Genomic DNA, 24,661 nt, shown 5'->3' on the forward strand with positions numbered 1-24,661 from the left:
GGCGGAGTCGAGACCGGCCCAGATCCGTCGAACTCAGCGGGGAGCGGGGACGGAGACGTCAGCCGGAGTCGGTTCCGCCCAGACCGCGATCGGCTGCGGTTCCCAGCGCAGCGCGGCGGGCTCGACCGGGGGAGTGGACGCGCGCATCGCCGGGATCGCAGCGGTAACCGGGCTCTCCGTTGGCTCGACGCCGACGAGCAGCTGCTCGTCGTGAATCGCGGCCGACAGCTCGTGTGCGAGAGAGCGCGCCAGCATCCCGTGGAAGATCGGGTCCCGATCGTCGTGGCTGCGACGCGTGACAACCCAGGCGCCCTCGGAGCCGACGAACGCCGCCAGGCGCTCGTGAACCACCGCGAAAAGCTGGTCCTGCGTCAGGGCGGGGGCCGCGACGACCTCGGGAGCCGATTGGCGGCGCCTCAGACGAAACCTCATGATGAACCCCGTTTCTCGTGCACGCGACGACGGTCTCCAGTCTCGCCGGGAACACACCCACCAACAGGCTGACACGCCGCTTCACGAGGAGGCAGAGCATCAGGACGCATTGCTCAGCGGTCGCGCTTCGCGCCGCGCTCCTCTGCGACGATCTCCTTCGAGTCGTAGGAGACGGAGGCAAGGGCGACGGTGACCGAGATCGCCCAGCTGACCCACTGCAGGGCCAGTCGCCAGTCGCGCGGGCCCTTGCGCGTGGTCTGCAGAATCGACCAGCCGCCGACGATCGCGCTAATGACGCTGGAATTGAGGATGAATTTGCGCATGCGTGTGCCTCCCGTGTTCACCTCGACGCTAGCGGGTGCGAAAGCTCTCAGAGGAACGGTTGACAGCACCGAGGCGTTCTCCCGCTACGGTGGACCGCCGCCGGGACCACCGTCCTCGTGCCGGGGCACGCCGAGGAGAACGGGAACGACATGCGCACGGCAGTAATCGGAGCGGTGCTGCTCGTCGTCGGGGCGGTGGCCGTCGTCACCGGAGTCCTGCCGATGCAGGCGCTCGGCGAGCTGGTCGAGCGGACGGCGCCGATCCTCGGCTTCGTGGTCGCGGTGACCGTGGTCGCCGAGCTTGCCTCGGACGCCGGGGTTTTCACGGTGGTGGCCGAGCGCGCCGCGCTCTGGGGGCGCGGGCGCACCGCCGTGCTCTGGCTGCTGGTCGTGGCGATGGCGGTCGTCAGCACGGTGTTCCTCTCTCTCGACACCACTGCGGTGCTGCTGACTCCGGTCGTCGTGCTGCTGGCGGCGCACGTGCGCGTCTCGCCACTGCCGTTCGCGATGGCGACCGTCTGGCTGGCGAACTGCGCCTCGCTCCTCCTGCCCGTCTCGAATCTGACCAACCTGCTTGCGCAGCACAGGCTCGGCGTCGAGGGCCCGTTCGCCTTCGCGGCGTTGACCGTGATGCCGGCGCTCGTCGCGGCGGCCGTGCCTGTCGTGATCCTGGCGGTGCGCTACCGACGCGAGCTCGCAGGGCGCTACTCGCCGGGGGAGCGGACGCCCGTCACGGACCGCGTGCTGCTCACCGGCGCGGGGATCGTCGTGGCGCTGCTCCTCCCCGCCCTGGTCTCGGGGCTCGACGTGTGGATCCCGGCGACCGTCGCCGCGCTTGCTCTGATCGTCCTCTTCGCGCTCCGCAAGCCCGCCGCGCTGCGGGTCTCGCTTCTGCCCTGGCAGCTCGTCGTCTTCGCCGCCGGTCTCTTCGTGGCGATGGAGGCAGCGCACCAGCTCGGGTTGGGCGCGGCGCTCGCCGTCGTCGCGGGAGAGGGGAGCGGGACCCTCGACCTGCTGCGCCTCGCCGGCTCCGGCGCGGTCGCCTCGAATCTCGTCGACAACCTGCCCGCATACCTCGCCCTCGAGCCGGTCGCCGCGGATCCCCTGCGCCTGGTCGCTCTGCTGATCGGCGTCAACGCGGGCCCCCTCATCACCCCGTGGGCCTCGCTTGCGACGCTGCTCTGGCACCAGCGGCTCACCGCGCTCGGAGTGCACATCTCGTGGCGGCAGTACGCGCTCCTGGGTCTGGTCGCGGTGATCCCGACGGTCGGCGGAGCGACCCTCGCGCTCGCGCTCGTCCACGGCTGACCCCGGCCCCCATCAGGGGTGGGCTGGTAACCTCGACGGGCACGACGACGGCTCGACCGACGATTGGGACGACCATTCCTTCGCACTCCACCTCCACTCTTTCCCCTGCAGATCTCTCCCACGCCGAGCAGACTCGCGGAGGGCCGGAGCGCAACGCATTTGTGGTCGTCTCGAACCGCCTCCCCGTCGACCGCGTCATCGCCGAGGACGGCACAGCCTCGTGGAAGACATCGCCCGGCGGCCTCGTCACCGCACTCGAGCCTGTGATGCGTGCGAACGAGGGCGCGTGGGTCGGCTGGCCGGGGGTCGCCGACGAGGAGGTCGCTCCCTTCGTGGACAACGGCGTGCAGATCGTCCCCATCGCCCTCAGCGCGCAGGAACTCGAGGACTACTACGAGGGCTTCTCGAACGACACACTCTGGCCGCTCTACCACGACGTCATCGCTCCTCCCACCTACCACCGGGATTGGTGGGATGCCTACGTGCGCGTGAACCGGCGCTTCGCCGAGGCGGCCGCGGCCGTGACGGAAGAGGACGGTGTCGTCTGGGTACAGGACTACCAATTGCAGCTGGTGCCGAAGATGCTCCGGGAACTCCGTCCCGACATCACGATCGGCTTCTTCAACCACATCCCTTTTCCGCCGTACGGGATCTTCGCGCAGCTCCCGTGGCGTCGGCAGATCGTCGAGGGCCTGCTCGGCGCCGACGTAATCGGGTTCCAGCGGCAGGGCGACGCCGGCAGCTTCCTCCGCGCCGTGCGCCGCCTGCTCGGCTACGACACCCGCAGCACCGTCGTCGAGGTGCCGGTCGAGGAGGATGCGGCCGGCGGCACCCGACGCGTGAACCGCTCTCGTCGCGGCGCGAGCGTCCGGCGCGTCGTCGCCCGGCACTTCCCGATCTCGATCGATTCCGCGTCGTTTGAAGCGATGGCGAGAACCCCCACGATCCAGGCGCGGGCCCGCGAGATCCGTGCCGAGCTGGGTGACCCCGAGACGGTCATGCTCGGGGTCGACCGCCTCGACTACACGAAGGGGATCGGCCACCGCCTCAAGGCGTTCGGCGAGCTGCTGGCCGACGGCCGTCTCACCTCTGAGGACGCAGTGCTCGTGCAGGTCGCGAGCCCGAGCCGCGAGCGCGTCGACACCTATCGCCAGCTGCGCGACGACATCGAGCTTCAGGTCGGGCGGATCAACGGTGACTACAGCACGCTCGGACACCCCGCGATCAGCTACTTGCACCACGGCTATCCACGGGAGGAGATGGTGGCGCTCTACCTCGCGGCCGATGTGATGCTCGTCACCGCGCTGCGCGACGGGATGAACCTCGTGGCGAAGGAGTACGTCGCCTCCCGTTTCGACAACGACGGCGTGCTCGTGCTGAGCGAGTTTGCCGGAGCAGCGGACGAGCTCAAGCAGGCCGTGCAGGTGAATCCGCACGACATCGCAGGGCTGAAGGACGCGATGGAAGCCTCGGCGCGGATGCCGCGGGTCGAACGCACACGCCGCATGAGGGCGCTGCGCCGCCGCGTGCTCGAGAACGATGTCGCGCGCTGGTCGGAGTCGTTCCTCGCGGCGCTCACCGAGCACGCAGCTGGTCAGCAGCTCGACGTCCGCCCCGCCGCTCGGGGCCAGGAGGCGCCGCACGGCCAGGAAGCGGAGCATCGCGACGACGCGGCGCACGGCCAGGCGGCGGAACGCGAGCGCGAGGCGGCGGACGAGCGGACGCTCGACGGCGGCGCGCGATGAACGAGGGCGTCTCCGACCGGCTCCGCATGGCACTGCGACAGCTCGCTGCGACCGACCGCATCCTGGTGGCGCTCGACTTCGACGGCACCCTCGCGCCCGAGGTCGACGACCCCGCACGGGCGCGAGCGCTTCCGGAGGCGCGGGAGGCCGTGCTGCGGCTCCTCGCCCTTCCCGCCACTCGTGTCGCCCTCGTCTCGGGTCGCGCGCTCGGGAGCCTCGAGGAGGTTTCGCAGCTGCCCGACGAGGCGCTGCTGGTCGGCTCCCACGGCATCGAAATCCGCCTCGACTCCGAGGATGATGCTGTGCGCCTGAATAACGACGAGCTCGAAAAGGTCGGCGTCCTCGAGGACGTGCTGAAAGGCATCGCCCGCGGGATCGACAATGTCTGGATCGAGGACAAGCCCGCCGGCTTCGCTCTGCACACCCGCCTCGCGACCGAGCGCCACAGCCGCGTCGCCCATGTCGTCGCCCTCTCGGAGGCGCGCGCGGAGGTGCAGGGTGTGACCGTCCGCGAGGGTAAGAACGTGCTCGAGTTCTCGGTCCGCTCGACGACCAAGGGGGAAGCCGTCCAGCACCTGCGCCGCTACACCGGTGCGACTGCTGTGCTCTACGCGGGCGATGACGTGACAGATGAGGACGCCTTCGCCGTCCTCGGCGTGGGCGACGTCGGCATCAAGAGCGGCGAGGGCACCACCGCTGCTGCTTACCGCGTCCGCGGGCCGGAGCAGGTCGCGCACGCGCTGCGGCTACTCGCCGACCTTCGCTCAAAATAGACCGAATCTTCCCGCAGCAATCGCCGCGGCGCCCCTCCCGCCCGGCCGACTCGTCACGAACGGCTGCTATCTGACGCAGGAAGCAGCCTTTCGTGACGAGTCGGATGTCCATGGGGATCTCGACGTGATGGCCGGGTGCCGGACGGGTGGACCGGGCCGAGTGCGCGGGCCGGTCGAGGTCCGCCTGGCGAGCAGGGGGACCGAGCGCGACGCGGTAGCCTCGACGCATGCCGGAAATCGATTGGAAGCCTCGCTCGCGCACCGTTACGGACGGCATTGAGGCCACGACGTCGCGCGGGATGCTGAGGGCGGTCGGGATGGGCGATGACGACTGGGAGAAGCCGCAGATCGGCATCGCGTCCTCCTGGAACGAGATCACTCCCTGCAACCTTTCGCTCGAGCGCCTCGCGCGCTCCGCGAAGGAGGGCGTGCACTCCGGGGGCGGCTACCCGCTGCAATTCGGCACCATCTCCGTCTCGGATGGCATCTCGATGGGCCACGAGGGCATGCACTTCTCGCTCGTCTCCCGTGAAGTCATCGCCGACTCCGTCGAGACCGTGATGATGGCGGAGCGCCTCGATGGCACCGTCATGCTCGCCGGCTGTGACAAGTCGCTGCCCGGGATGCTGATGGCCGCCGCGCGCCTCGACCTCGCCGCCGTCTTTGTCTACGCCGGCTCGATAGCCCCGGGCTGGGTCAAGCTCTCGGACGGCACCGAGAAGGACATCACGATCATCGACTCCTTCGAGGCCGTCGGCGGCGTCAAGGCCGGGATCATGTCGGAGGAGGACGCCAAGCGGATCGAGTGCGCGTTCGCGCCGGGCGAGGGCTCGTGCGGAGGCATGTACACCGCCAATACGATGGCGAGCGTCGCCGAGGCGCTCGGGATGAGCCTTCCCGGCTCGGCCTCGCCCGCCGCGGCCGACCGCCGCCGCGACTACTTCGCCCGCAAGTCGGGGGAGGCGGTGGTCGAGTTGCTGCGCACTGGCACCACGGCGCGCGACATCCTCACCAAGAAGGCGTTCGAGAACGCAATCGCGGTCGCAATGGCGTTCGGCGGCTCGACCAACGTCATCCTGCACCTGCTCGCGATCGCCAACGAGGCCGAGGTCGACCTCACGATCGACGACTTCAACCGCATCGGCGACACGATCCCGCATATCGGCGATCTCAAGCCGTTCGGCAAGTACGTGATGAACGATGTTGACCGCCACGGCGGCGTCCCTGCCGTGATGAAGGCGCTTCTGGATGCGGGGCTCCTGCACGGCGACTGCCTCACCGTCACCGGGAAGACCGTCGCCGACAACCTCGCCGAGATGGACATCGCTCCGCTGGACGGCGAGGTCATCCGCACGCTCGACAACCCGATCCACGCGACCGGCGGGCTCACTATTCTCAAGGGCTCGCTCGCTCCTGAGGGGGCGGTCGTCAAGACGGCCGGCTTCGACGCCTCGGTCTTCGAGGGCCCCGCCCGTGTCTTCGAGCGCGAGCGCGCCGCGATGGACGCGTTGACCGAGGGGCGGATCGAGAAGGGCGACGTGGTGGTCATCCGCTATGAAGGCCCCAAGGGCGGCCCCGGAATGCGCGAGATGCTCGCCATCACCGCCGCTATCAAGGGGGCAGGGCTCGGGAAAGATGTACTACTGTTGACGGACGGACGATTCTCGGGCGGCACAACCGGCCTCTGCATCGGCCACATCGCTCCCGAATCGGTGGACGCAGGTCCCATCGCATTCGTTCGCGACGGAGACCCGATTCGGGTCGATATCGCCGCTCGCTCGATCGACCTACTCGTCGATGAGTCCGAGCTCGCCGCTCGCCGAGAAGGCTGGGCACCCCTTCCCCCGCGCTATACCCGCGGTGTCCTCGCCAAGTACGCCAAGCTCGTCCGCTCGGCAGCCGAGGGCGCCGTCACCGGGTGACCGTCGCGCACTCGCGTCTCCCCGGCATCCGCCTCTGAGCTTTCTCCGGCATCCGCCCCTGAGCTTTCCCGGCATCCGCCCCTGAGCTTGTCGCCCGGGGTCCGCCGCACCACCTCCCGAAGGAATCGACACCCGCATGACCCCGGACCCGTCCGCCGTGCAGACCGCACCGACGCCCCAGCCGCCCCGATCCGCCAACCCGGGCGCCGCCCCCGCGGCCGAGGTCCTCACCGGAGCGCAAGCGGTCGTCCGCTCGCTTGAGATGCTGGGGATCGAGGACGTTTTCGGTTTGCCCGGCGGCGCAATCCTCCCCGTCTATGACCCGCTGATGGACTCGTCGAAGATCCGGCACATTCTGGTTCGTCACGAGCAGGGCGCCGGCCACGCGGCCGAGGGTTACGCCTCGGCGACCGGCAAGCTCGGCGTCTGCATCGCGACCTCCGGCCCCGGAGCCACGAATCTCGTGACCGCGATTGCGGACGCCTACATGGACTCGGTACCGATGCTCGCGATCACCGGCCAGGTGTTCTCGACGCTGATGGGCACCGATGCCTTCCAAGAGGCGGACATCGTCGGCATCACGATGCCGATCACGAAGCACTCCATCCTCGTGACGCGACCTGAGGACATCCCCTCTGCCCTCGCCTCCGCCGCGCTGATTGCCACGACAGGCCGCCCCGGCCCGGTGCTGGTCGACATTACGAAGGATGCGCAGCAGGATCAGGCGCCATTCCTTTGGCCGCCGAAGATCGACCTGCCGGGATACCGCCCCGTCACGAAGGCGCACGGCAAGCAGATCCAGGCCGCGGCGCAGCTGCTGACCGAGTCGAAGAAGCCGGTGCTATACGTCGGCGGCGGCGTTATCCGGGCGCGCGCGGCGGCAGAGCTGAAGGCGTTCGCCGAGGCGTGCGGCGCTCCCGTCGTCACCACGCTGATGGCGCGGGGCGCGTTCCCCGACTCGCACGAGCAGCACCTCGGTATGCCAGGTATGCACGGCACCGTCCCCGCGGTGCTCGCGTTGCAGGAGGCCGACCTGATTCTCGCGCTCGGCTCCCGGTTCGATGACCGCGTGACCGGCAAGGCGGCCCTCTTCGCTCCGCACGCCAAGGTCGTGCACGTCGACATCGACCCGGCCGAGATCTCAAAGATTCGCGTGGCCGACGTGCCCATCGTGGGTGATCTCAAGGATGTCCTCCCCGATCTCACGGAGGCGTTCGTCCGAGCGAGCGCGGCCGGAACGGTAGAGACCACCGAGTGGTGGAGTTACCTCAAGGGGCTGCAAACGGAGTTTCCGCTCGGCTACTCCGAGCCCGACGACGGCCTGCTCTCGCCACAGTACGTGATCAAGCGAATCGGAGAGATCACCGGACCCGAGGGCGTCTTCGCGTCTGGAGTCGGGCAGCACCAGATGTGGGCGGCGCAGTTCATCCAGTACGAGCGCCCCAACTCGTGGCTGAACTCCGGCGGCGCTGGCACGATGGGCTACTCCGTGCCCGCGGCGATGGGGGCGAAGGTCGGCGAACCGGACCGGACCGTGTGGGCCATCGACGGCGACGGCTGCTTCCAGATGACCAATCAGGAACTTGCCACGTGCACGATCAACAACATTCCGATCAAGGTCGCGGTGATCAACAACTCCTCGCTCGGCATGGTGCGCCAGTGGCAGACGCTGTTCTACGAGGGCCGCTACTCCAACACCGACCTCAATACGGGTCACGACACCATTCGGGTGCCCGACTTCGTGAAGCTCGCCGATGCGTACGGCGCGCTCGGGATCCGCGTGACCAAGCCGGAGGAGATCGACGACGCCATCCGACTCGCCATCGCCACCAACGACCGACCCGTGGTTATCGACTTTGTCGTCAGCCGCGACTCCATGGTCTGGCCGATGGTCCCGCAGGGCGTCTCGAACAGTTACGTCCAGTACGCCAAAGACCACAGCCCGACCTGGGACGACGAGGAATAGACCCGCATGACGCACCACGTTCTCTCCCTGCTCGTCGAGGACAAGCCGGGACTGCTCACCCGTGTCGCCGGACTGTTCGCCCGCCGCGGTTTCAATATCGAGTCTCTGGCGGTCGGTCCGACCGAGCTAGGCGGGCTTTCACGCATCACGGTCGCCGTGGATGTCGAGGACCTGCCGCTCGAGCAGGTCACCAAACAGCTCAACAAGCTGGTCAACGTGATCAAGATCGTCGAACTCGACACCGACCAGTCGGTCCAGCGCGAGCACCTGCTCGTGAAGGTCCGCGTGGATAACGTCACGCGCTCGCAGGTACTCGAGGCCGTCACGCTCTTCCGTGCCCGCGTGGTCGACGTCGCGACGGACGCGCTGGTGATCGAGGTGACCGGTGACACCGGTAAGACCAACGCGTTCCTGCGCGTCATCGAGCCCTACGGTGTCAAGGAGATCGCGCAGTCGGGCCTGCTCGCCATCGGGCGCGGCTCGAAGTCCATCACCGAACGCGTCTTCAAGAACTGACCGCTGCTCCACTAGAGAAAAGGACTTACCACGTGACTGAACTCATCTATGACGCCGACGCCGACCTCTCCATCATCCAGTCCAAGAAGGTCGCGATCGTGGGCTATGGCTCCCAGGGCCACGCGCACGCGCAAAACCTCCGCGACTCGGGCGTTCAGGTTGTCATCGCCCTGAAGGAGGGGTCGAAGTCGACGGCTAAGGCCGAGGACGACGGCTTCGAGGTGAAGAGCGTCGCCGATGCTGCCGAGTGGGCCGACCTGATCATGATCCTCGCGCCGGACCAGCACCAGCGCACGATCTTCAGCGAGCAGATCGCGGACAAGCTGACCGAGGGCAAGACCCTCGCCTTCGCGCATGGCTTCAACATCCGCTTCGGATACATCGAAGCGCCAGCCGGCGTCGACGTGATTCTGATCGCGCCGAAGGCCCCGGGCCACACCGTGCGACGCGAGTTCGTCGCCGGCCGCGGCATCCCGGACATCATCGCCGTCGAGAACGACGCGTCCGGCACCGCCTGGGAGACTGCGAAGTCCTACGCGAAGGCCATCGGTGGCACCCGCGCCGGTGTCATCACGACGACCTTCACCGAGGAGACCGAGACCGACCTGTTCGGCGAGCAGGCCGTGCTCTGCGGTGGCACCTCGCAGCTCGTCCAGTACGGTTTCGAGACCCTCGTCGAGGCGGGCTACCAGCCCGAGATCGCGTACTTCGAGGTCCTGCACGAGCTCAAGCTCATCGTCGACCTCATGTGGGAGGGCGGCATCGCGAAGCAGCGCTGGAGCGTCTCCGACACCGCCGAGTACGGCGACTACGTGTCGGGCCCGCGCGTCATTGATCCGCGCGTCAAGGAGAACATGAAGGCGGTCCTCGGCGACATCCAGAGCGGTGCCTTCGCCAAGCGCTTCATCGCCGACCAGGACGCCGGTGCACCCGAGTTCCAGGAGTTGCGCGCCCGCGGCGAGAAGCACCCCATCGAGGAGACCGGCCGCGAGCTGCGCAAGCTCTTCGCCTGGAAGCAGACCGACGAGGACTACACCGACGGCAGCGTCGCGCGCTAATCGCTTCGCGGACCGAGGGAACCCCGGTTCGTTGAGGGAGGGCTCCCTCAACAGGTCGGGGTTCCCTCGCGGTCCGCAGGAGTGCGCGGCTAGGGTGTTGCGGTGAGTGATGGCAGACCGGGCCGCTCTTCGGCGGACGAAGACGCGGCGGACGACGACGAGGCTCTGGGGTGGGCGGGCGAGGGCGCGGACCCGACGCTCGCCGCTGGTGAGGCGCCCGCGTCGCGCGAGGGTGCTGGTGGCGACGTCTCCGGGGACTCCGATTCCAGCGACGACGACGCGGACGCCGCCTCGTCCGCGCTGCTGGTCGCGTCGGGCATCGCGGCCGGGCTCTACCTCCTGTACGCCATCGCCTGGGCCATCACTGCGACGCGGCAGGGTCCGACCGTAGCCGGCCGATTCGAGCCAGGAGATGGTCTGGGCCGAGGACTGTACTCGCTCGGCCTCTGGCTCGCGGCCGCCGCACCACCCGTGTGGTTCGCCGTCGTTCTGCTCGCTACCCGCGACTCCCGGGTGCGCGCCCGCGTGCTCTGGCTCGTCGCTGGGCTGGTTTTGCTTGCTCCGCTGCCTTTCCTCAGGGGGGCGTGATGACCGATTCGACCCGGGCCACTCTCGGTGGGACCGGCCGGCGCGACCGACCTGGGCGTCGCCTGCTCGCCTCCGTGCTGATCGCCGTCCTCTTCGCGCTGTTCTTCGCCTGGGACGTGTGGGAGGCGGTCGGTAACCTGGTCGGCCTGCGCAGCTACGGGGCGCTGCTGGGCACCGACCTCACTGCGACGGGCTGGACGGTGCTGCTGCTCGGTCTGGTGCTACCCGTGGTCTGTTTCGCGTTCGCACTCGTGCTCGGACGCCGACGCGGGCTCCTTGCGCGCGTGGGGATTCTCGCCGCGGCGCTCTGCCTCTCGGCCGCCCTCTCGCTCGACGTGCAGCTGGTCTTCGGCTACGAGAGGCTCTTCGCGTTGACGTGACGCTCCGCGTCACACGGCCCGGGGCGCGGGCACCCCTCCGCTACAGTGTCGGGGGGTCGCCGCTCCCCGCCTCGGTGCCCGCTCCGTCCCCTCTCCGAAGGAAGCGCCTCTCGTGACAAAGCCGGTCGTCTTGATCGCCGAAGAACTCTCGCCCGCCACCGTGGACGCGCTCGGTCCCGACTTCGAGATCCGCTCCGTGGACGGCACCGACCGCCCGGCGCTGCTCGAGGCGCTCAGCTCGGCGCACGCGATCCTGGTGCGATCGGCGACGCAGGTCGACGCGGAGGCGATCGCTGCCGCTCCCTCGCTCCAGGTGATCGCCCGCGCGGGAGTCGGCCTCGACAACGTCGACATCACGGCGGCGACGGCCGCGGGAGTGATGGTCGTGAACGCGCCGACCTCCAACATCATCTCGGCCGCGGAGCTGACGGTCGGCCACATCCTGAGCCTCGCGCGCCATATCCCGGCGGCACACAGTGCCCTCGCACAGGGCCTGTGGAAGCGCTCGAAGTACACCGGCGTCGAGCTCTACGAGAAGACGGTCGGCATCATTGGGCTCGGCCGTATCGGCGCGCTGATCACGGCGCGTTTGCAGGCGTTTGGAGTGCAGGTCGTCGCCTACGACCCATACGTCACGAGCGCCCGCGCTCAGCAGCTCGGCGTGACGCTCCTCCCGCTGGAGGAGTTGCTTGCCGCGAGCGACTTCATCACTATCCACATGCCAAAGACGGCCGAGACGACCGGGATGATCTCGGACGAGCAGCTTGCGCTGATGAAGCCGACGGCGTTCCTCGTGAACGTGGCACGCGGCGGATTGATCGACGAGGACGCGCTACACCGTGCCCTGGTCGCCAAGACCATTGCGGGCGCCGGGCTTGACGTGTTCGTGAAGGAGCCGCCGACCGACTCGCCGCTGCTTGCCCTCGAGAACGTGGTCGTCACTCCGCACCTCGGTGCCTCGACAGATGAAGCGCAGGAAAAGGCCGGGGTCTCGGTCGCCCGTTCGGTGCGGCTCGCGCTCTCGGGCGAACTCGTGCCCGACGCGGTGAACGTGGCCGGAGGCGTGATCGACGAGTACGTGCGCCCGGGCATCCCGCTGATCGAGAAGCTCGGCCAGGTCTTCTCGGGTCTCGCCGACTCGCCGGTCACCTCCATCGACGTCGAGGTGCGCGGCGAACTCGCCGGCTACGACGTGAAGGTGCTCAAGCTCGCTGCGCTCAAGGGCGTGTTCACCAACGTCGTCTCCGAGACGGTCTCGTACGTCAATGCGCCGGTGCTCGCCGAGCAGCGTGGCATTGAGGTGCGCCTTATTACGGACACGGTCTCGAACGAGTATCGCAACGTCATCACGCTGCGCGGAGCGCTCTCGGACGGCTCGCAGATCTCGGTCTCGGGCACGCTGACGGGCACCAAGCAGGTCGAGAAGATCGTGGCGATCAACGGCTACGACGTCGAGGTGCCCATCGCCAAGCATCTCGTGGTGATGAGCTACGTCGACCGGCCCGGCATCGTCGCGGTGTACGGGCGCGAGTTCGGCGAGGCTGCGGTCAACATCGCCGGTATGCAGATCGCGCGCACGGAGGCGGGGGGCAAGGCACTCTCGGTCATCACCATCGACTCGCCCGCGCCTGACGGCCTGCTCGAGAAGGTGCGCGTCGCGATCGACGCCGACCTCATGCAGGAGATCGACATCACCCAGCAGTGAGGGAACGGGTCGGTGCGCCGCTTCCCTGTTCGTCACCGAGGTCGAGCGCGCCGCTAGTGGCTTGAACGGGCTAGATTCGGCGGCTCGGCCTCGGTTAGTTACAGCCTCGATCGATATCGGTACTGACGACCTGCTGGAGGAACGCCCTCATGATCAATGATCGTGCGTGCGTGGTCTCATCAACACCCTCGGCGAGTGGATGATGGTCGTTAAGTGACATATCTTATTCATTCCAGCGCGGGTCCGCTTTCGTGTTTGTGAATAAAACGACAAATATTGACCACAATCCTTTAGATTTACGGCTAAAATGCGTGTTATTGATTCGTGGCGAAAGGAATGGCGAACAGCACGCGCCCGCACTAATTCCCCCCAGCGTCTCATGCTCGGCAAATTTAATAGCAAAGTGCTGTCTCAAAGAGATATTGACACCCCAGTCGTTATTTGCCTCGCTTGAGGCGAGCATCGCCTTAGTTCTTTCCACGCAAGTTGTGCGGAGAGGACAACAAAGGGATGGTTTCGTGTGAGAGCGTGTTCGTCACTGTGCCGCATCGGTATCGCGGCGTTGCTCACTGTGTGGGTATTAGCCGAATATGCGCCTAAGGGCGAACAAAACGCGCCATTACCACCGTTGCGACCCTCGAGAGTTAGCGTCATGTCATGGAAATTCAGCGCTTGCGATACTTTGTCGCCGTCGCTAGGGAGCAAAGTTTTACTCGAGCATCTGAGAAGCTGCACGTCACTCAGCCAGGCGTGAGTGCTCAGGTGCGCCTGCTCGAGTCTTTCCTTGGTGGATCCCTTTTTCGTCGCGTATCGGGAGGCGTCAGAATGACTGAATTGGGCGCCTGGCTACTCCCTAGGGCGGAGAAGCTTCTGAACGAAGCTGCCGAGTTGCAGTTAGAGGCGTTGCACTACGCCGCAACAATCCACGGGGTGGTGACGCTCGGGATCGTACCCTCGGTGAGGGCGCAGCTTGTACCTCTCCCGAGCGCAATCTCGGCATTCTCCACGAAGAATCCGCTAGCGACAGTCGAGGTGTACGAACGGTCGAGTGATGCGTTAATCGCGTCCCTTCGTAGAGACGAGCTAGACCTTGTCGTCGTAGGAGGTCGGATAAGCGATGATGAAACTTTAGCTAAAGCAAGTTTGGGTACTGTGCCACTGTGTATAGTCTATCGTCGCGACAGCGTAGAAAGTCTTCACTCACCGCTCACCGACATAACTTGTCTTTCTGGACATTCCCTTCTCAGTCTCCAGATTGGATCTCCTGTAAGGTCGAAAATTGACCAGATACTTAAACATGCTGGATTCAGTGTGGACTATCAGTCCCAGAGTCCCGGCCTGCTCCACGATCTTGTCGCCGAGGGCTTGGGCCTCGCAATTCTTCCCCAGGGTTTACTTCATCCCGATTCGCGCGACCTGATCGAAGTTCCGCTCAGCGAGCATCACTTTGGTTGCATCCCGCTTTACCTGGTCTGGCAAGCCAGAGCTACCAATAAACCGGCGGCGGTCGAGTTTCGAACCACTATTTTACAGATGAGGGCGGAAAGGCAATTCGATGGAGAATTGGATAACGGTAACTGAATGTCAATAAGGGACGACTGAACACAAAAACCTATCTAGCACACTTTTCCACGCCTAATGATGGTCTCCCCTTGCTGGGAACAGCTTAAGGCTGAGGTGAGTTCTTTGTATGGATCCTCGAACTGGCGGCGTAAATCGCCCGAAGGTCAGGGTCTACCTACGGTGAAGGGTCACTCTGCTCCTCCATAAGATGTTGATACGCCTCACCCTATGTTTAGCGACGCTGATGTCTCGACCTCTTGCCAATTCGATGAACTCGGGCTGCGCACCAAGAGGCAGCGCCTCGCGCCCGACGGGATCGTGCTGGAACCCGGCATGTTAGACGGCACTGTCGAGGGCACCGTCGCAGTCTCTGTTAAACGGAACCAGTGTCTTTCACCTCGTTCAGCACGGCGACCAGTTCGCGGTGTCCGATGCGTGTCAGGTGGGGGGAAGGAGGTCCCCACGCGGCTAAAATCCTCGCGCTTAGCGCGTCCACGTCGAAATCGGTAGATGGGACGGCGAGCGACCAGCGCGTCGCCAGGACGCTCAGGGCCGACTCTATTTCTGAAGGCAAGCCCACGGCGGTCAGGACGGCATTCGAGGCCGCCGTTCGCCGACGCGCTGATCCCCAGGCCCGAACCCCAAGGTGTGCCCGCCGATCGATCACGGGTAGCAGCGCGCGAAGGCAGCTAACTTTGGACGTGCCGGTGACCGTGGCGAGTTCGTGTGCAAGGAACCAGCCGGGGAAGGCGAACGCGGAACGTCCCGCGTGCATCGCGGGTGCGTGGCTCAATCCACTGAGGCGGGCCAGCTCGAACAGGACGTCGTCGGCAACCGGCTCGCCCCTGTGCACTGAGATTTCGTCGCCGAGGACGGCCAGCCTGGCCGCCGTGGCGAGCGCGAGTTGGTCAGCGCCGAGCTGAGCCGTCGGGCGTGCATGGGGTTCGATGGTGCGTGCGAGGGCTTCGTAGATACCGGAGAGAATCGCGTTGGTGCTGAGTGAGCGAGTGAAGTCGGCGTCGAGGACGGCCACGTCCGGACGCAGGACGTCACCCGAGACAAGAAATCGGCGGCCTCCGGCGGCGAGGATGGCATTAGTGTTGCGCTCGGATCCAGTACCGAGCGTTGTCGGAAGCGCGATCAGCGGCACGTGGGAAGGCGCAGTGACGAGGGGCACGTGGCCCGCAGCCAACTTCGTCGGTGAACGCAGGTCTGCCCCGGCTGCTGCTGCTCGGACCAGTTTCGCGTGATCAATGACCGATCCTCCGCCAAGCGCTACCGCGGCTGAACAGTTTTGGAGCAATCCCGCATCGGCGAGAACCGCATCGAGTTCAGGCGGACCGCTCGTCGGACGTACAAGCGGTCCGCGTGTCCCCTGACGAAGTGCCTCGAGGGCCCACTCTGCAGGCGGCGTACCAAGGAGGGCTTGATCGGCGAAGACGATGATCCTCGAGTATGTGGAGCGCTCAGCGACACTGCCTCGAGCGCAGAGTGCGCGTACGGTCTCGGCGCCGAATCCTCTCAAGAGAGAAGTGTTTGTTATGGGAGGCATAAGTAATAGTCCATTCCGGTTGTGACATCATCATCTTACGTGCTGCTATGGTTCATGAGCGCGCCTGGGGTGGTAGGTGAGAACGTCGCTTCGGGGTCGCATTGCCAATCGCGAACAAAGAAAGGGAAAATCATGGAACGGAGCCTGCTGAGCGGTTACACCGCTTATGCGTCACCGACGGAGATTCAAAGCATTGTTCTCAACGACGCACAACTGGGAGACGTCGGAACGTCTATAAGTATCAGCGTGAGCTATTCGCTGTCGTTTTCCTGGTCCTGGTCCTGGACCTGATCCGTTTGATGACGGGTATGTGATCGGCGTCGGGTCGTTCCCGGGGCGTCCCGGCGCTGATCTTCATCCGCTGAGTGAATTGAGCGGACTGGCTTCTCTGCGTCGATGCCAGTAAAACCCATCCGTCTTCTTTTTCTGGTCGCGAGAAAGCATGTCCGACAGGTGCAAAAGACGGGATTCGCCGCGATGCACGACCTCCCCCGGCCACTCCAGAAAGCGCGAGGCTCACGATAATGAAAACTAGCCCGACGACGGCCGCGGCGATCGAGTTGTTCCTCTCAGGCGAGCAGGTGTCGAAGGATGAGATCGATCGACGCCTGCGTCCCGCGCAGCGCATAGGACCGGAGTCGGCCGTCCTTCAGACGGTCCAGGCTATCCAGCTCAGCCGCCCTCGACTCGTACACTCGACACGGGAATCCGCCTGCCTCACGGCGGTCCAGGTCGAGTCGGAAGGTGGAATCGCGGGCGTCGTCTACGTCCAGGAAACAGCCGATGGGAGGCTCGAGGGGTTGCGATTGACGACACCGGTTCCGCGCATTCGCGATGCTGAGGAACTGCGAATGGCCCTGTCCGCCGTGGCCGGCACGGTTTCGGTGTTGTCCAGAGACGGGGGAATCGTCGCCCGGTCGGGCCCAAACGTGATCGCAGGGTCGTCCCTCATGAAGCTCTTCATCCTCGATGCAACGCTGGCCGCCGTCGAGTCGCGCGCCTTGTCTCTTGCGACGGAGTGTGTCATCCGACAGTCTGACATCTCATACCTTAGTAGCGGCCTGACGGCAGCGCATGTCGGCAAATCAATTTCTGTCGGTGATCTTTGCTCACTGTTGACCCTGCGCTCCGACAACACTGCGGCTGATCTTTTTCTTCGCATTCTTGGGTCCGAGAAGATTCTCGCCACGGCCGAATTCCACGGCGTTCCGCGCACTCTTAATACTCCTCTTCTCTCGACGCGGGAATATTTTCTTCGCGCCTGGGGGCGGGGGATGGAATCTGTGGCCGAACACTCCGTAGTTGATTCTCATCTCCGAGAGCGCGCGCTCAAGTGCATCCGATACACAGATGGGCTGGACTACTTTATTACACTTGAATCTATTGACAACGTCATGCGCCGTTTGTCCGAACGTTCATGGACTCCGTGGCACGTGGAGAACCATCCAGAGGGTGCGCCAATCATGCAGTTTAAAGGCGGCTCGGCGCCCGGCGTCCTCGCTGGTTCGTGGCTGATCGTCGGTCCCGATTCTGCGAGAGGGCTGACATTCTGTTTGAACGGGGATCGGCCGTTCGGCGCAATCGAGGAAGTTTATGCATTCTCCTGCGCTGAGGCGCTGCTCAGCAAGGAGGCAGTGCTCACGGGCGATGCAGTGCTCGTTACCGGGGAAGCATTGCATGATGATGAGACGGAGGGGATCGGATGCTGACGGAGGCGATTGCAGACAGGCTCGTCGGGCGGAACCGCTCGACGGTCGTCGCGTCTGAAAGGGGACTGGTCTTCCGCAAGGTGTTCTCAGGTGGACAGGCCGACGCCGACCGGCGCTTTCGCAACACTGTGGAGTGGGAGGCTGTCCGCCGCGCGCACGCGCTGACGTTCTCGCCCCCCATGCTTTCGAGCGACGCGCAGGCGCGGACAGTGGTGTTCCCATATCTGCTCGAGGCTCGCTCCCTGCAGCAAGTCCTCGACAGTGCTCACGAGACGAACGAGGTCGAACGCTTGTTCGCCCGCGCAGGCGCGATCCTCGGCGAGCTGCACTCGATCTCCGGACTGCAACCGACCCTGGTCACCGACGGTCCCGAGGACGAGCCGCTGCACGGCTTCGACTGGCTCACTCCGGCGGCCTTCGAGCGCGCGAGCGGCGGCGAGCTCGACTGCTGGCGGCTCTTCCAGCATGACGCGGAGCTTATCGAGATCGTTCGCGCGTGGACGACAGGTCAGCGCCGCTTCGCGATGGTTCCCTCGCACGGCGATCTTCGACCGGACCAGTTTCTGGTCGGGGCCGACGGCGAGCCGGTCTTAATCGACTGGGAGGAGTTCACGGTCGCACCGGCGCATCGCGATGTTGCAGGGCTCCTCGGCGCCGTTCTGTTCGATGCGGTCGTGCGGGCGTTCACGGGAATCGACTCGCCAGAGAGTTCGGCCCTGGACTTCCATAACCTGCTGCTGGATAGGGGCGAGACCATGCTCTCGCGGGCCCGGCCCGTGGCTGCCGCGATCCTCGAGGGTTACCGCAGTTGCTGCACCGAACCACTGGATCGGAATGAGCTGGCGCGAGGCATCGGCTGGTACGTCATCGAGCGCGTCATCGCGCGATCGATGATGTCGTACTCGATGCCTGCGGTCGATCGTGCTCTGGCTGGCATCGGTCGGCAGGCGATGCTGGAGCCGGACGGCGCGGCCGTGCTCCTCGAGGCCGTGATCGCGTGAGCGGCGCAGGCCTCTCGGCGCCGGATCTCGCCCGTCTTCTCACTGTCGACACCGACAACAGTGTGCTACAGCTGGCGGACGCCCGGCTCGATCTTGACCCGATAGACCCGCATCGTGGCCTCGCTTCTTGGCTGTACGCGAATCTGCATGCGGGGAATCCCGATGTCTTCGTGACGACCTCCCTGCTCCCGGATGAGGGGTTCGAGGAGGACATCTACGCCGCGATTCCGGACCCCGGTGTGATCGTCCCCGTCGAGGCGCCCGGGTACGGCAACCACGACGCAGGCGTCGTCGAGTTGCATCGCATCCGGGTGCGATTCAAGGCCGACGTCCTGACGGAGGAGGAGGGTGCGCAGTACGCGCGCCTCTCGTGTCTGCGACCTAATCTGACGCCGGGGTTCTTCATGTTCCTGCACGAGCGCGCGGATCGGCCGGCGGCGCCCGGCACGATGCTGCGCCACTATCTGCGCTTCGATGATCCCGATCAGGCCCTTCGCTTCTGGGCGGCGAGCGTGCGCGAGCTCGTCGACCGCAACCTTTCATTTCGGACCAAGATTTTGTCCCGTCCGGACGCGTTTCCCCGCAACGATTCGATCGTGTACTACTCCTCTGCCGATGCGGGAGGCATCGGCGACGTCCTGCGTCGACTCGTCCCGTCCTCGGGCGCGAGCACGGAGGGGTCTCCCTTGTGCGCGGAGATTGTCCCCGGTGTGCGGATGGCCGCTGAGCCCGTCCGCTCCGGCCGGGAGCAAAGCTTCGGCGAGAGCCGGTGCGCCGCGCTGGCCGGGGCGATCGCCGCGACCGTGACGTCCGGCGGGGCACTTGTCGACCGGATCCGTGACGCGTTGGCCGAGGCGAGGATCGACCCCGACAATGTCGCCCGTAACCTCGCGCCGAGTGTGAGCGAGGAGAGTGCCGCGTGAGCGAGGTATCGCTGCTCTGCCCGCACCAACCAAGCGATCTGGGAGTTGTCCGCCGCTATGCGCGGGCCGTGCGCGAGGGCGGCTACGCACGCCTGTGGGCCGGGCAGTCGTTCCAGATCGAGAGCCATGTGGCGCTGGCCGGCCTCGGCGGGACAGAGGACGCTGTCCCCGTCGGTATAGGAACCGCTCTCGCCGTGCTGCGCACCCCCTACGACGCCGCGTTGCAGGCACGCTCGCTGGCGGCCATCCTCGGCCGCGACGTCGCTGTCGCGTACGGAGCCTCCGATCCAGACTTCGTCACTGCGACCCGAGGAGCGCCGCTGGAGCGCCCCGCCAGCTATACCGCCGCCTACGCAGGAATGGTCCGCGACCTGCTGGCGGGTCGGCCGGTCACGAGCACTGAGCCCGGCCTGGAAGCTCGCCACGCTCAACTGCCCACCTTCGAGACGGGTCCAGTCGAGATCGGGACCGGTGTGCTGCGACCGGGCATGGCCACCAGGTCGCGCGACGTAGTGGACTTCGTCGTCACCTGGATGACGCCGCGGACCTACGTGCGCGACGTGCTCCTCCCGCGCCTGACCCGGACCGACGGAACACGCGCGCGGGTGGTGACGAATGTGCACGTTGCCCTGACGGGGGAGGGGCGCTCGCCGAACCTTCTCGCGCAAGCCGGATGCTCGAACCACCTCGCGCGCTTCCACTACTCCGACATGCTCTGCCGCGCGGGGATCGACGCCCACCCCTCCGATATCGTGTCCGGCGCCCGTGAACTCGTGCGCAAAAACGTGTTCGTCGTCGGGGATGCGCAAGAAGTCGCGGAGCACATCCGGGACATCGGCGAGCACGGGGTCGACGAGGTGGTCCTCAACCCGACCGCGGTGGCGATGGTTCACGGCGACGAGGCCGCCCTGGACGACCTCCGACAGATCAGTGCAGCCCTCAGACAGAAAGTGATGTCATGAAAATCGAAATCCTGCTCCCCGTCCTGATCCTCTGTCTGGCGTTCCTCGTCTACTGCTTCGTCGACTTGATTCGCAGCGCGGGCACGCGGCACCTGCCCAAGTGGGCGTGGGCGATCATCTGCGCGATCTCCATCCCCCTTGGCGGGATCCTCTACCTGATTTTCGGCCGGACCGAGCAGCGTGCGACCGATTAGCGGAGCGCTCGTCCGAGCCGACGGCGCCACCGTACGCTTCGGCTCCTTCACCGCTCTTGACGGCATCACCTGCGCGTTTTCGGGAACCGGTGTGCATGGGTTGATCGGGGTGAACGGCGCCGGGAAGACGACGCTCATCCATGCGCTGCTCGGGCTCATCCCGGTGATATCGGGGCGGATCGAGCGCGGCTCCGGCGAAATCGCCTACTGCCCAGACACGCCCAGTTTCGAGCCGTTTCTCACGCCGCTGGAAGTCATGGCGCAGTCGGCACGGCTGGGCACTCCCACGCACGATGTGGCGACGCGCCGGGCGATCAGGGATGTGCTCGCACGGGTCGGACTCGACGACGCCACGCGGCGCCGGGTAGGCGGGTTCTCCCGGGGCATGAAGCAGCGACTCGGGATTGCGGCGGCGCTCGTGCGCAAGCCCTCGCTCCTGATCCTCGACGAGCCAACGAGCGCCCTTGACCCGGTTGGTCGTGAGGCGATCCTCGAGATCGTGCGCAGCCTCGGGCGCGAGATGTGCGTGGTGATCTCGAGTCACATCCTCACCGACGTCGACTCGGTGGCCGACCGCCTGGTCGTGCTCGACCACGGTCGCCTGGTGTTCGCGGGAGACAAGGGCGGTTTCATCGAGTCGGCCTCCGTGCGCTCCAGCATCGTCGTGTCGTCTTTCGAGGACGCATCCGGCCTCCGCGCCCGCCTCGCCGCGGCAGGAGTCGCGGCGGAGCCCGCGCTTGGCTCAGCCCGCGAGCTACTCGTTCCCATGGCGGCGGTTGAACCGCTCCTGGCTGTCATTGCGCACAGCAGTCGCGACATCCGTTCGATCAGCTTCGGTGAGAACTCGCTTCAGCAAGCGTTCATGAATCGGATCGGTACGCCCGCCGACGCTGGAGCGGGGCCGCGGTCATGAGCCTTTCCGTCGAGTTCAAGCGATGGAACCGGACGAGGAGGCTCCTCGTGGTCGCGCTCCTCTTCCTCTTCTCGGGCATTACCTCACCGCTCATTGCCGAGTACAGCGCCGACATCTTCGGTGCACTGGGCGCCTCCGAGACCGTGACGATCACCGTCTCCGCCCCGACATGGCAAAACTTGGTCGACTCCTACTTCAAGAACTCATCGCAACTCGCCCTCCTGCTTGCCGGCTATCTTGTCGGCTGGGCATGCGCGCTCGGACCGGACGAACGCCTGCGCCTCTTCTACCGCTCGCGCGCAACGGGACCGTGGCAGATCTTCGGCCCGCGATTGGCCGTTTCGGCGATCGTCACCTTGATCGGCGCGCTAGTCGGTGCCGTCATGGCCGGCTACGAGACCGTGGTCCTGCACCCCGACCTCGACGGGGGACTCCTCGTCGGCGGGCTTGCGCTTCAGGCGGGCGCACTCGTGGTGTTTACCCTCCTGGCGGGGGTGCTGGCCTGTTGGACCAACGCCCCCTTCCTCTCCGCGATCGTGATCGCCGCCGTCGTCTTCCTTGGCAGCCTCTTCTCCGGCGCGGAGGGGTTCCGACAGTGGTCCCCGACCGCTCTGCTCGCGCCGTCCGGCCTGATCGCCGGCGGCGGGACTGACCAGTGGGGTGCCGGGCTGGTCTCCCTCGTGGTCCTGACTGCCGCCATCGCGAGCGTCCTCCTCATCCGCATCCGATCGAACGGACACAGAAGAACATGATGGAGACAGCGATGCAGACGCCCACGTCACAGCGCTCCGAGGAACTGATCGGCGTGCGCGGCCTCACCAAGACCCTCGGCGGGCGGACGGTCGTCGACGACGTGTCCTTCTCCCTCCGACGCGGGTCTGCTTATGGGCTACTCGGGCCCAATGGCGCCGGCAAGACGACAACGGTCCGCCTGCTGACAGGGCTCCTCACGCCGACTGCGGGGTCCGTCTACCTCTTCGGGGAGCCGCTCACGCCGGCGTCGGCCGACCGGCTCCGCCACCGCATCGGCGTGCAGACCGACGGGAACCTCTACGATCTGCTTACGGTCCGCGACAACTTGACGGTGTGGGGCGAACTCTTCGGGATGTCCGCGGACCGACGCGACGCGCGAATCGGCGAGGTGCTTGACCTGTTCGGCCTGTCGGACCGGGCAGACGACGTCCTCGGTTCCTTCAGCAAGGGCATGCGTCAGAAGGTGGCTATCGCGCGAGCGATGCTGCACGAACCCGACGTCCTTTTTTTGGACGAGCCGACGTCGGGCCTGGATCCTGAGGCCACGGCCGAACTGATCGGTTTTCTCTCGTCGCTAACCTCGTCGAGCGACGTCGCCGTCGTCCTCTGCACGCACCAGCTGCAGGGTCTGGAGACGCTGTGCGAGAGTATCGGGATCCTCGACGGCGGCCGTCTCGTCGCCTCAGGCACTGTCGCGGACCTGCTCGAACAGCGCTGGCCGGACACGACGGTGCAGCTCACCGTCGAAGGCGGCCCGGCGGCGGCGCTCGCGATCGTCGACCGCCTCGCCTCCGCGCCAGCCACCTGCGATGGCGACATGCTGACCCTGCGGGTCGGGAGGGAGGCTGAAATCCCCGATCTCGTCGAGGCTCTTGTCGCCGGAGGCGTGCGGATCGCCTCAATCGTCCCTCGGCGGCACACCATCGAGGAGTACTACTTCAGCATCATCAGAGGAGAACGATGAACCGCAGACGCGTCACCGCACTCGTCAGGAAGGACTTCCACGAGATCCTGCGCAACAAGCAGGCTCTCGCGCCCATCATCGTCGTGCCCATCCTCTTCGTCACGGTGCTTCCCGTCCTGGTGTTGCTCCTCGGCCGCAACGAGACGCTGATGGCGTCGATCAATGGGATGCAGCAGTTCCTCGCGAACCTGCCCGCGGGCGTCGTCCCCGCGGACTACGACCTCGCGCAGTCCAGTGCCTACGCGATGGTGATCTACTTCTTCGCCCCTGTCTTCCTCCTTATCCCCGTGTTGGTGGCGAGTGTCACGGCGAGCGCGAGCTTCGTGGGCGAGAAGGAGAAGCGCACGATCGAGGGGCTTCTCTACACTCCGCTGACCAACAGCGAGCTGGTGCTCGCGAAAATCCTCGTCTCCTTGATCCCCGCCGTGCTCATCACCTGGGCGGCTTTCATCCTCTACAGCCTCATTGTGAACCTGGTCGGCTATCCGCTGTTCGGCGGACTGGTCTTCCCGACCGCGACCTGGCTGGTTTCGGCGTTCGTGCTCGCCCCGCTGATCGCCTTCCTCGCGATCTGCCTGATCGTGGCGGTCTCGCAGCGGGCGACGACGGTGCAGGGTGCGCAGGGGACGGCGGCGTTCCTGGTGCTCCCGCTGGTGGGCCTCGTCGTGGCTCAGACGGCGGGGCTCTCGCTGTTCACCGTCGCCGTCGCGGGGGTCGGTGCGGTCGTGCTCGTCGTGGTGGACACGGTTCTCTTCTTCGCGGTGGTCCGGCGCTGTGATCGGGAGCGGCTGGTGACGCGGCTCTGACGCCGGGTCAGGTGGCGAGCAGGCGCTGGACGACGGCGAGCACGTCCTCGGCCTCGCCGCGTGACTCCTGGCCCGTGGGGAGCAGGGCGGAGTTGTAGTAGAGCCCGTCGCTCATCAGCACGATGGCGCGGGCGAGGAGCGGGTCGCCGACGGCCTCAGCGACGACCTTGTTCCAGCTGTCATGGATCCGGGCGAGAGCGGTGCTCGCGCGCTCGTCGTGGCCCTGCGCGACGCGAGAGACGGCGAGGATGGTGCGGTCGAAGGCGGAGTCGGCGGCGAACGAGGTGCGCAGGAGGTAGGCGACGACTCCCTCCGGTGCGGCGAGGCTGCGCGCGACGTCCTCCTCGCGCCGTTCGTCGAGACGCTGCAGCAGCCCATCGACGAGGGCGTCCTTGGACGGGAAGTGGTAGAGCAGGCCGCCCTTCGAGACGCCGGCCTTGCGTGCGACGGCGTCGAGGGTGGCTGCCCGCTCGCCCTGCTCGATCAGCAGCTGCTCGAACCCGTCGAGGACACGGTCGCGGGCGGGGGTGACAGGAGGCACAGCGACCATCCTACGGTGAATTCCTCGCGACTGTACCGGCCGGACGGTATACTCACCTCGTCCC

Annotated in this window: 24 protein-coding genes; 20 read left to right on the plus strand and 4 right to left on the minus strand. The window is 66.2% G+C overall.

Going from position 1 to position 24,661, the window contains the following annotated elements; all coding sequences use genetic code 11:
- Positions 1 to 33: 33 nt before the first annotated feature.
- Entirely contained in the window at positions 34 to 432 is a 399-nt protein-coding gene (locus B0H03_RS07805; protein ID WP_104263861.1) for a hypothetical protein, read from the minus strand.
- A 113-nt stretch (positions 433 to 545) separates the two neighbouring features.
- Positions 546 to 755 carry a hypothetical protein gene (locus B0H03_RS07810; RefSeq protein WP_104263862.1) on the minus strand — a complete coding sequence of 70 codons (210 nt, stop codon included), beginning with the start codon at positions 753 to 755 and terminating at the stop codon, positions 546 to 548.
- Positions 756 to 905: 150 nt separating this feature from the next.
- Here B0H03_RS07810 and B0H03_RS07815 point away from each other — a divergent pair, with 150 nt between their 5' ends.
- The 11 genes from B0H03_RS07815 (at position 906) to B0H03_RS07865 (ending at position 14,297) form a co-directional block, all read left to right on the plus strand.
- The gene (locus B0H03_RS07815; protein ID WP_104263863.1) at positions 906 to 2,063 is read left to right on the plus strand and encodes an SLC13 family permease; all 1,158 of its coding nucleotides are present in this window, start codon (positions 906 to 908) and stop codon (positions 2,061 to 2,063) included.
- 161 nt (positions 2,064 to 2,224) lie between these two features.
- Positions 2,225 to 3,808 (plus strand): alpha,alpha-trehalose-phosphate synthase (UDP-forming), encoded by a 1,584-nt coding sequence (locus B0H03_RS07820; protein ID WP_104263864.1) that lies wholly within the window; start codon positions 2,225 to 2,227, stop codon positions 3,806 to 3,808.
- Positions 3,805 to 4,581 (plus strand): trehalose-phosphatase, encoded by a 777-nt coding sequence (otsB, locus tag B0H03_RS07825; RefSeq protein WP_104263865.1) that lies wholly within the window; start codon positions 3,805 to 3,807, stop codon positions 4,579 to 4,581. The genes B0H03_RS07820 and otsB overlap by 4 nt, the downstream gene beginning before the upstream one ends.
- A gap of 227 nt (positions 4,582 to 4,808) precedes the next feature.
- Positions 4,809 to 6,503, plus strand: a complete 1,695-nt coding sequence (ilvD, locus tag B0H03_RS07830) for a dihydroxy-acid dehydratase (RefSeq protein WP_104263866.1) — start codon at positions 4,809 to 4,811, stop codon at positions 6,501 to 6,503.
- A 136-nt stretch (positions 6,504 to 6,639) separates the two neighbouring features.
- Entirely contained in the window at positions 6,640 to 8,469 is a 1,830-nt protein-coding gene (locus B0H03_RS07835) for an acetolactate synthase large subunit (protein WP_104263867.1), read from the plus strand.
- Between the two features lie 6 nt (positions 8,470 to 8,475).
- Positions 8,476 to 8,985 carry an acetolactate synthase small subunit gene (ilvN, locus tag B0H03_RS07840; protein ID WP_104263868.1) on the plus strand — a complete coding sequence of 170 codons (510 nt, stop codon included), beginning with the start codon at positions 8,476 to 8,478 and terminating at the stop codon, positions 8,983 to 8,985.
- Between the two features lie 32 nt (positions 8,986 to 9,017).
- Positions 9,018 to 10,043 carry a ketol-acid reductoisomerase gene (ilvC, locus tag B0H03_RS07845; RefSeq protein WP_104263869.1) on the plus strand — a complete coding sequence of 342 codons (1,026 nt, stop codon included), beginning with the start codon at positions 9,018 to 9,020 and terminating at the stop codon, positions 10,041 to 10,043.
- 102 nt (positions 10,044 to 10,145) lie between these two features.
- A complete protein-coding gene (locus tag B0H03_RS07850; protein ID WP_104263870.1) occupies positions 10,146 to 10,631 on the plus strand; it encodes a hypothetical protein in 486 nt (161 codons plus the stop codon).
- Entirely contained in the window at positions 10,631 to 11,011 is a 381-nt protein-coding gene (locus B0H03_RS07855) for a hypothetical protein (protein WP_104263871.1), read from the plus strand. The genes B0H03_RS07850 and B0H03_RS07855 overlap by 1 nt, the downstream gene beginning before the upstream one ends.
- Positions 11,012 to 11,123: 112 nt before the next feature.
- Positions 11,124 to 12,716, plus strand: coding sequence for a phosphoglycerate dehydrogenase (serA, locus tag B0H03_RS07860; RefSeq protein ID WP_104263872.1), 1,593 nt, complete (start codon positions 11,124 to 11,126; stop codon positions 12,714 to 12,716).
- Positions 12,717 to 13,373: 657 nt separating this feature from the next.
- Positions 13,374 to 14,297: a LysR family transcriptional regulator gene (locus B0H03_RS07865; RefSeq protein WP_104263873.1), complete on the plus strand. Its 924-nt coding sequence runs from the start codon at positions 13,374 to 13,376 to the stop codon at positions 14,295 to 14,297.
- Positions 14,298 to 14,652: 355 nt separating this feature from the next.
- On the opposite strand, the gene B0H03_RS07870 is transcribed toward B0H03_RS07865, so the two are convergent.
- Entirely contained in the window at positions 14,653 to 15,831 is a 1,179-nt protein-coding gene (locus tag B0H03_RS07870) for an iron-containing alcohol dehydrogenase (RefSeq protein ID WP_104263874.1), read from the minus strand.
- Positions 15,832 to 16,355: 524 nt separating this feature from the next.
- On the opposite strand from B0H03_RS07870, the gene B0H03_RS07880 reads away from it, so the two are divergent.
- From B0H03_RS07880 to B0H03_RS07920, 9 genes are read left to right on the plus strand one after another with little or no spacing between them, the layout of a single operon-like run.
- Entirely contained in the window at positions 16,356 to 17,540 is a 1,185-nt protein-coding gene (locus tag B0H03_RS07880; RefSeq protein WP_104263876.1) for a serine hydrolase, read from the plus strand.
- Positions 17,534 to 18,541, plus strand: a complete 1,008-nt coding sequence (locus tag B0H03_RS07885; protein WP_104263877.1) for a phosphotransferase — start codon at positions 17,534 to 17,536, stop codon at positions 18,539 to 18,541. The genes B0H03_RS07880 and B0H03_RS07885 overlap by 7 nt, the downstream gene beginning before the upstream one ends.
- On the plus strand, positions 18,538 to 19,464 hold the full coding sequence (locus tag B0H03_RS07890; protein WP_104263878.1) for a T3SS effector HopA1 family protein: 927 nt from the start codon (positions 18,538 to 18,540) through the stop codon (positions 19,462 to 19,464). The genes B0H03_RS07885 and B0H03_RS07890 overlap by 4 nt, the downstream gene beginning before the upstream one ends.
- Positions 19,461 to 20,426 (plus strand): LLM class flavin-dependent oxidoreductase, encoded by a 966-nt coding sequence (locus B0H03_RS07895; protein WP_104263879.1) that lies wholly within the window; start codon positions 19,461 to 19,463, stop codon positions 20,424 to 20,426. The genes B0H03_RS07890 and B0H03_RS07895 overlap by 4 nt, the downstream gene beginning before the upstream one ends.
- A complete protein-coding gene (locus B0H03_RS07900; RefSeq protein ID WP_104263880.1) occupies positions 20,423 to 20,620 on the plus strand; it encodes a PLDc N-terminal domain-containing protein in 198 nt (65 codons plus the stop codon). Before B0H03_RS07895 ends, B0H03_RS07900 begins: the two co-directional genes overlap by 4 nt.
- Entirely contained in the window at positions 20,607 to 21,533 is a 927-nt protein-coding gene (locus B0H03_RS07905) for an ABC transporter ATP-binding protein (RefSeq protein WP_104263881.1), read from the plus strand. The genes B0H03_RS07900 and B0H03_RS07905 overlap by 14 nt, the downstream gene beginning before the upstream one ends.
- A gap of 47 nt (positions 21,534 to 21,580) precedes the next feature.
- A complete protein-coding gene (locus B0H03_RS07910; protein ID WP_133248938.1) occupies positions 21,581 to 22,285 on the plus strand; it encodes a hypothetical protein in 705 nt (234 codons plus the stop codon).
- Between the two features lie 11 nt (positions 22,286 to 22,296).
- The gene (locus tag B0H03_RS07915) at positions 22,297 to 23,250 is read left to right on the plus strand and encodes an ABC transporter ATP-binding protein (protein WP_160487260.1); all 954 of its coding nucleotides are present in this window, start codon (positions 22,297 to 22,299) and stop codon (positions 23,248 to 23,250) included.
- Positions 23,247 to 24,056: an ABC transporter permease subunit gene (locus tag B0H03_RS07920; RefSeq protein WP_104263884.1), complete on the plus strand. Its 810-nt coding sequence runs from the start codon at positions 23,247 to 23,249 to the stop codon at positions 24,054 to 24,056. The genes B0H03_RS07915 and B0H03_RS07920 overlap by 4 nt, the downstream gene beginning before the upstream one ends.
- 7 nt (positions 24,057 to 24,063) lie before the next feature.
- On the opposite strand, the gene B0H03_RS07925 is transcribed toward B0H03_RS07920, so the two are convergent.
- The gene (locus B0H03_RS07925) at positions 24,064 to 24,597 is read right to left on the minus strand and encodes a TetR/AcrR family transcriptional regulator (protein WP_419956894.1); all 534 of its coding nucleotides are present in this window, start codon (positions 24,595 to 24,597) and stop codon (positions 24,064 to 24,066) included.
- Positions 24,598 to 24,661 lie beyond the last annotated feature (64 nt).

The sequence above is a fragment of the Rathayibacter iranicus NCPPB 2253 = VKM Ac-1602 genome (assembly GCF_003149025.1).
In the GTDB taxonomy this organism is placed as follows: domain Bacteria; phylum Actinomycetota; class Actinomycetes; order Actinomycetales; family Microbacteriaceae; genus Rathayibacter; species Rathayibacter iranicus.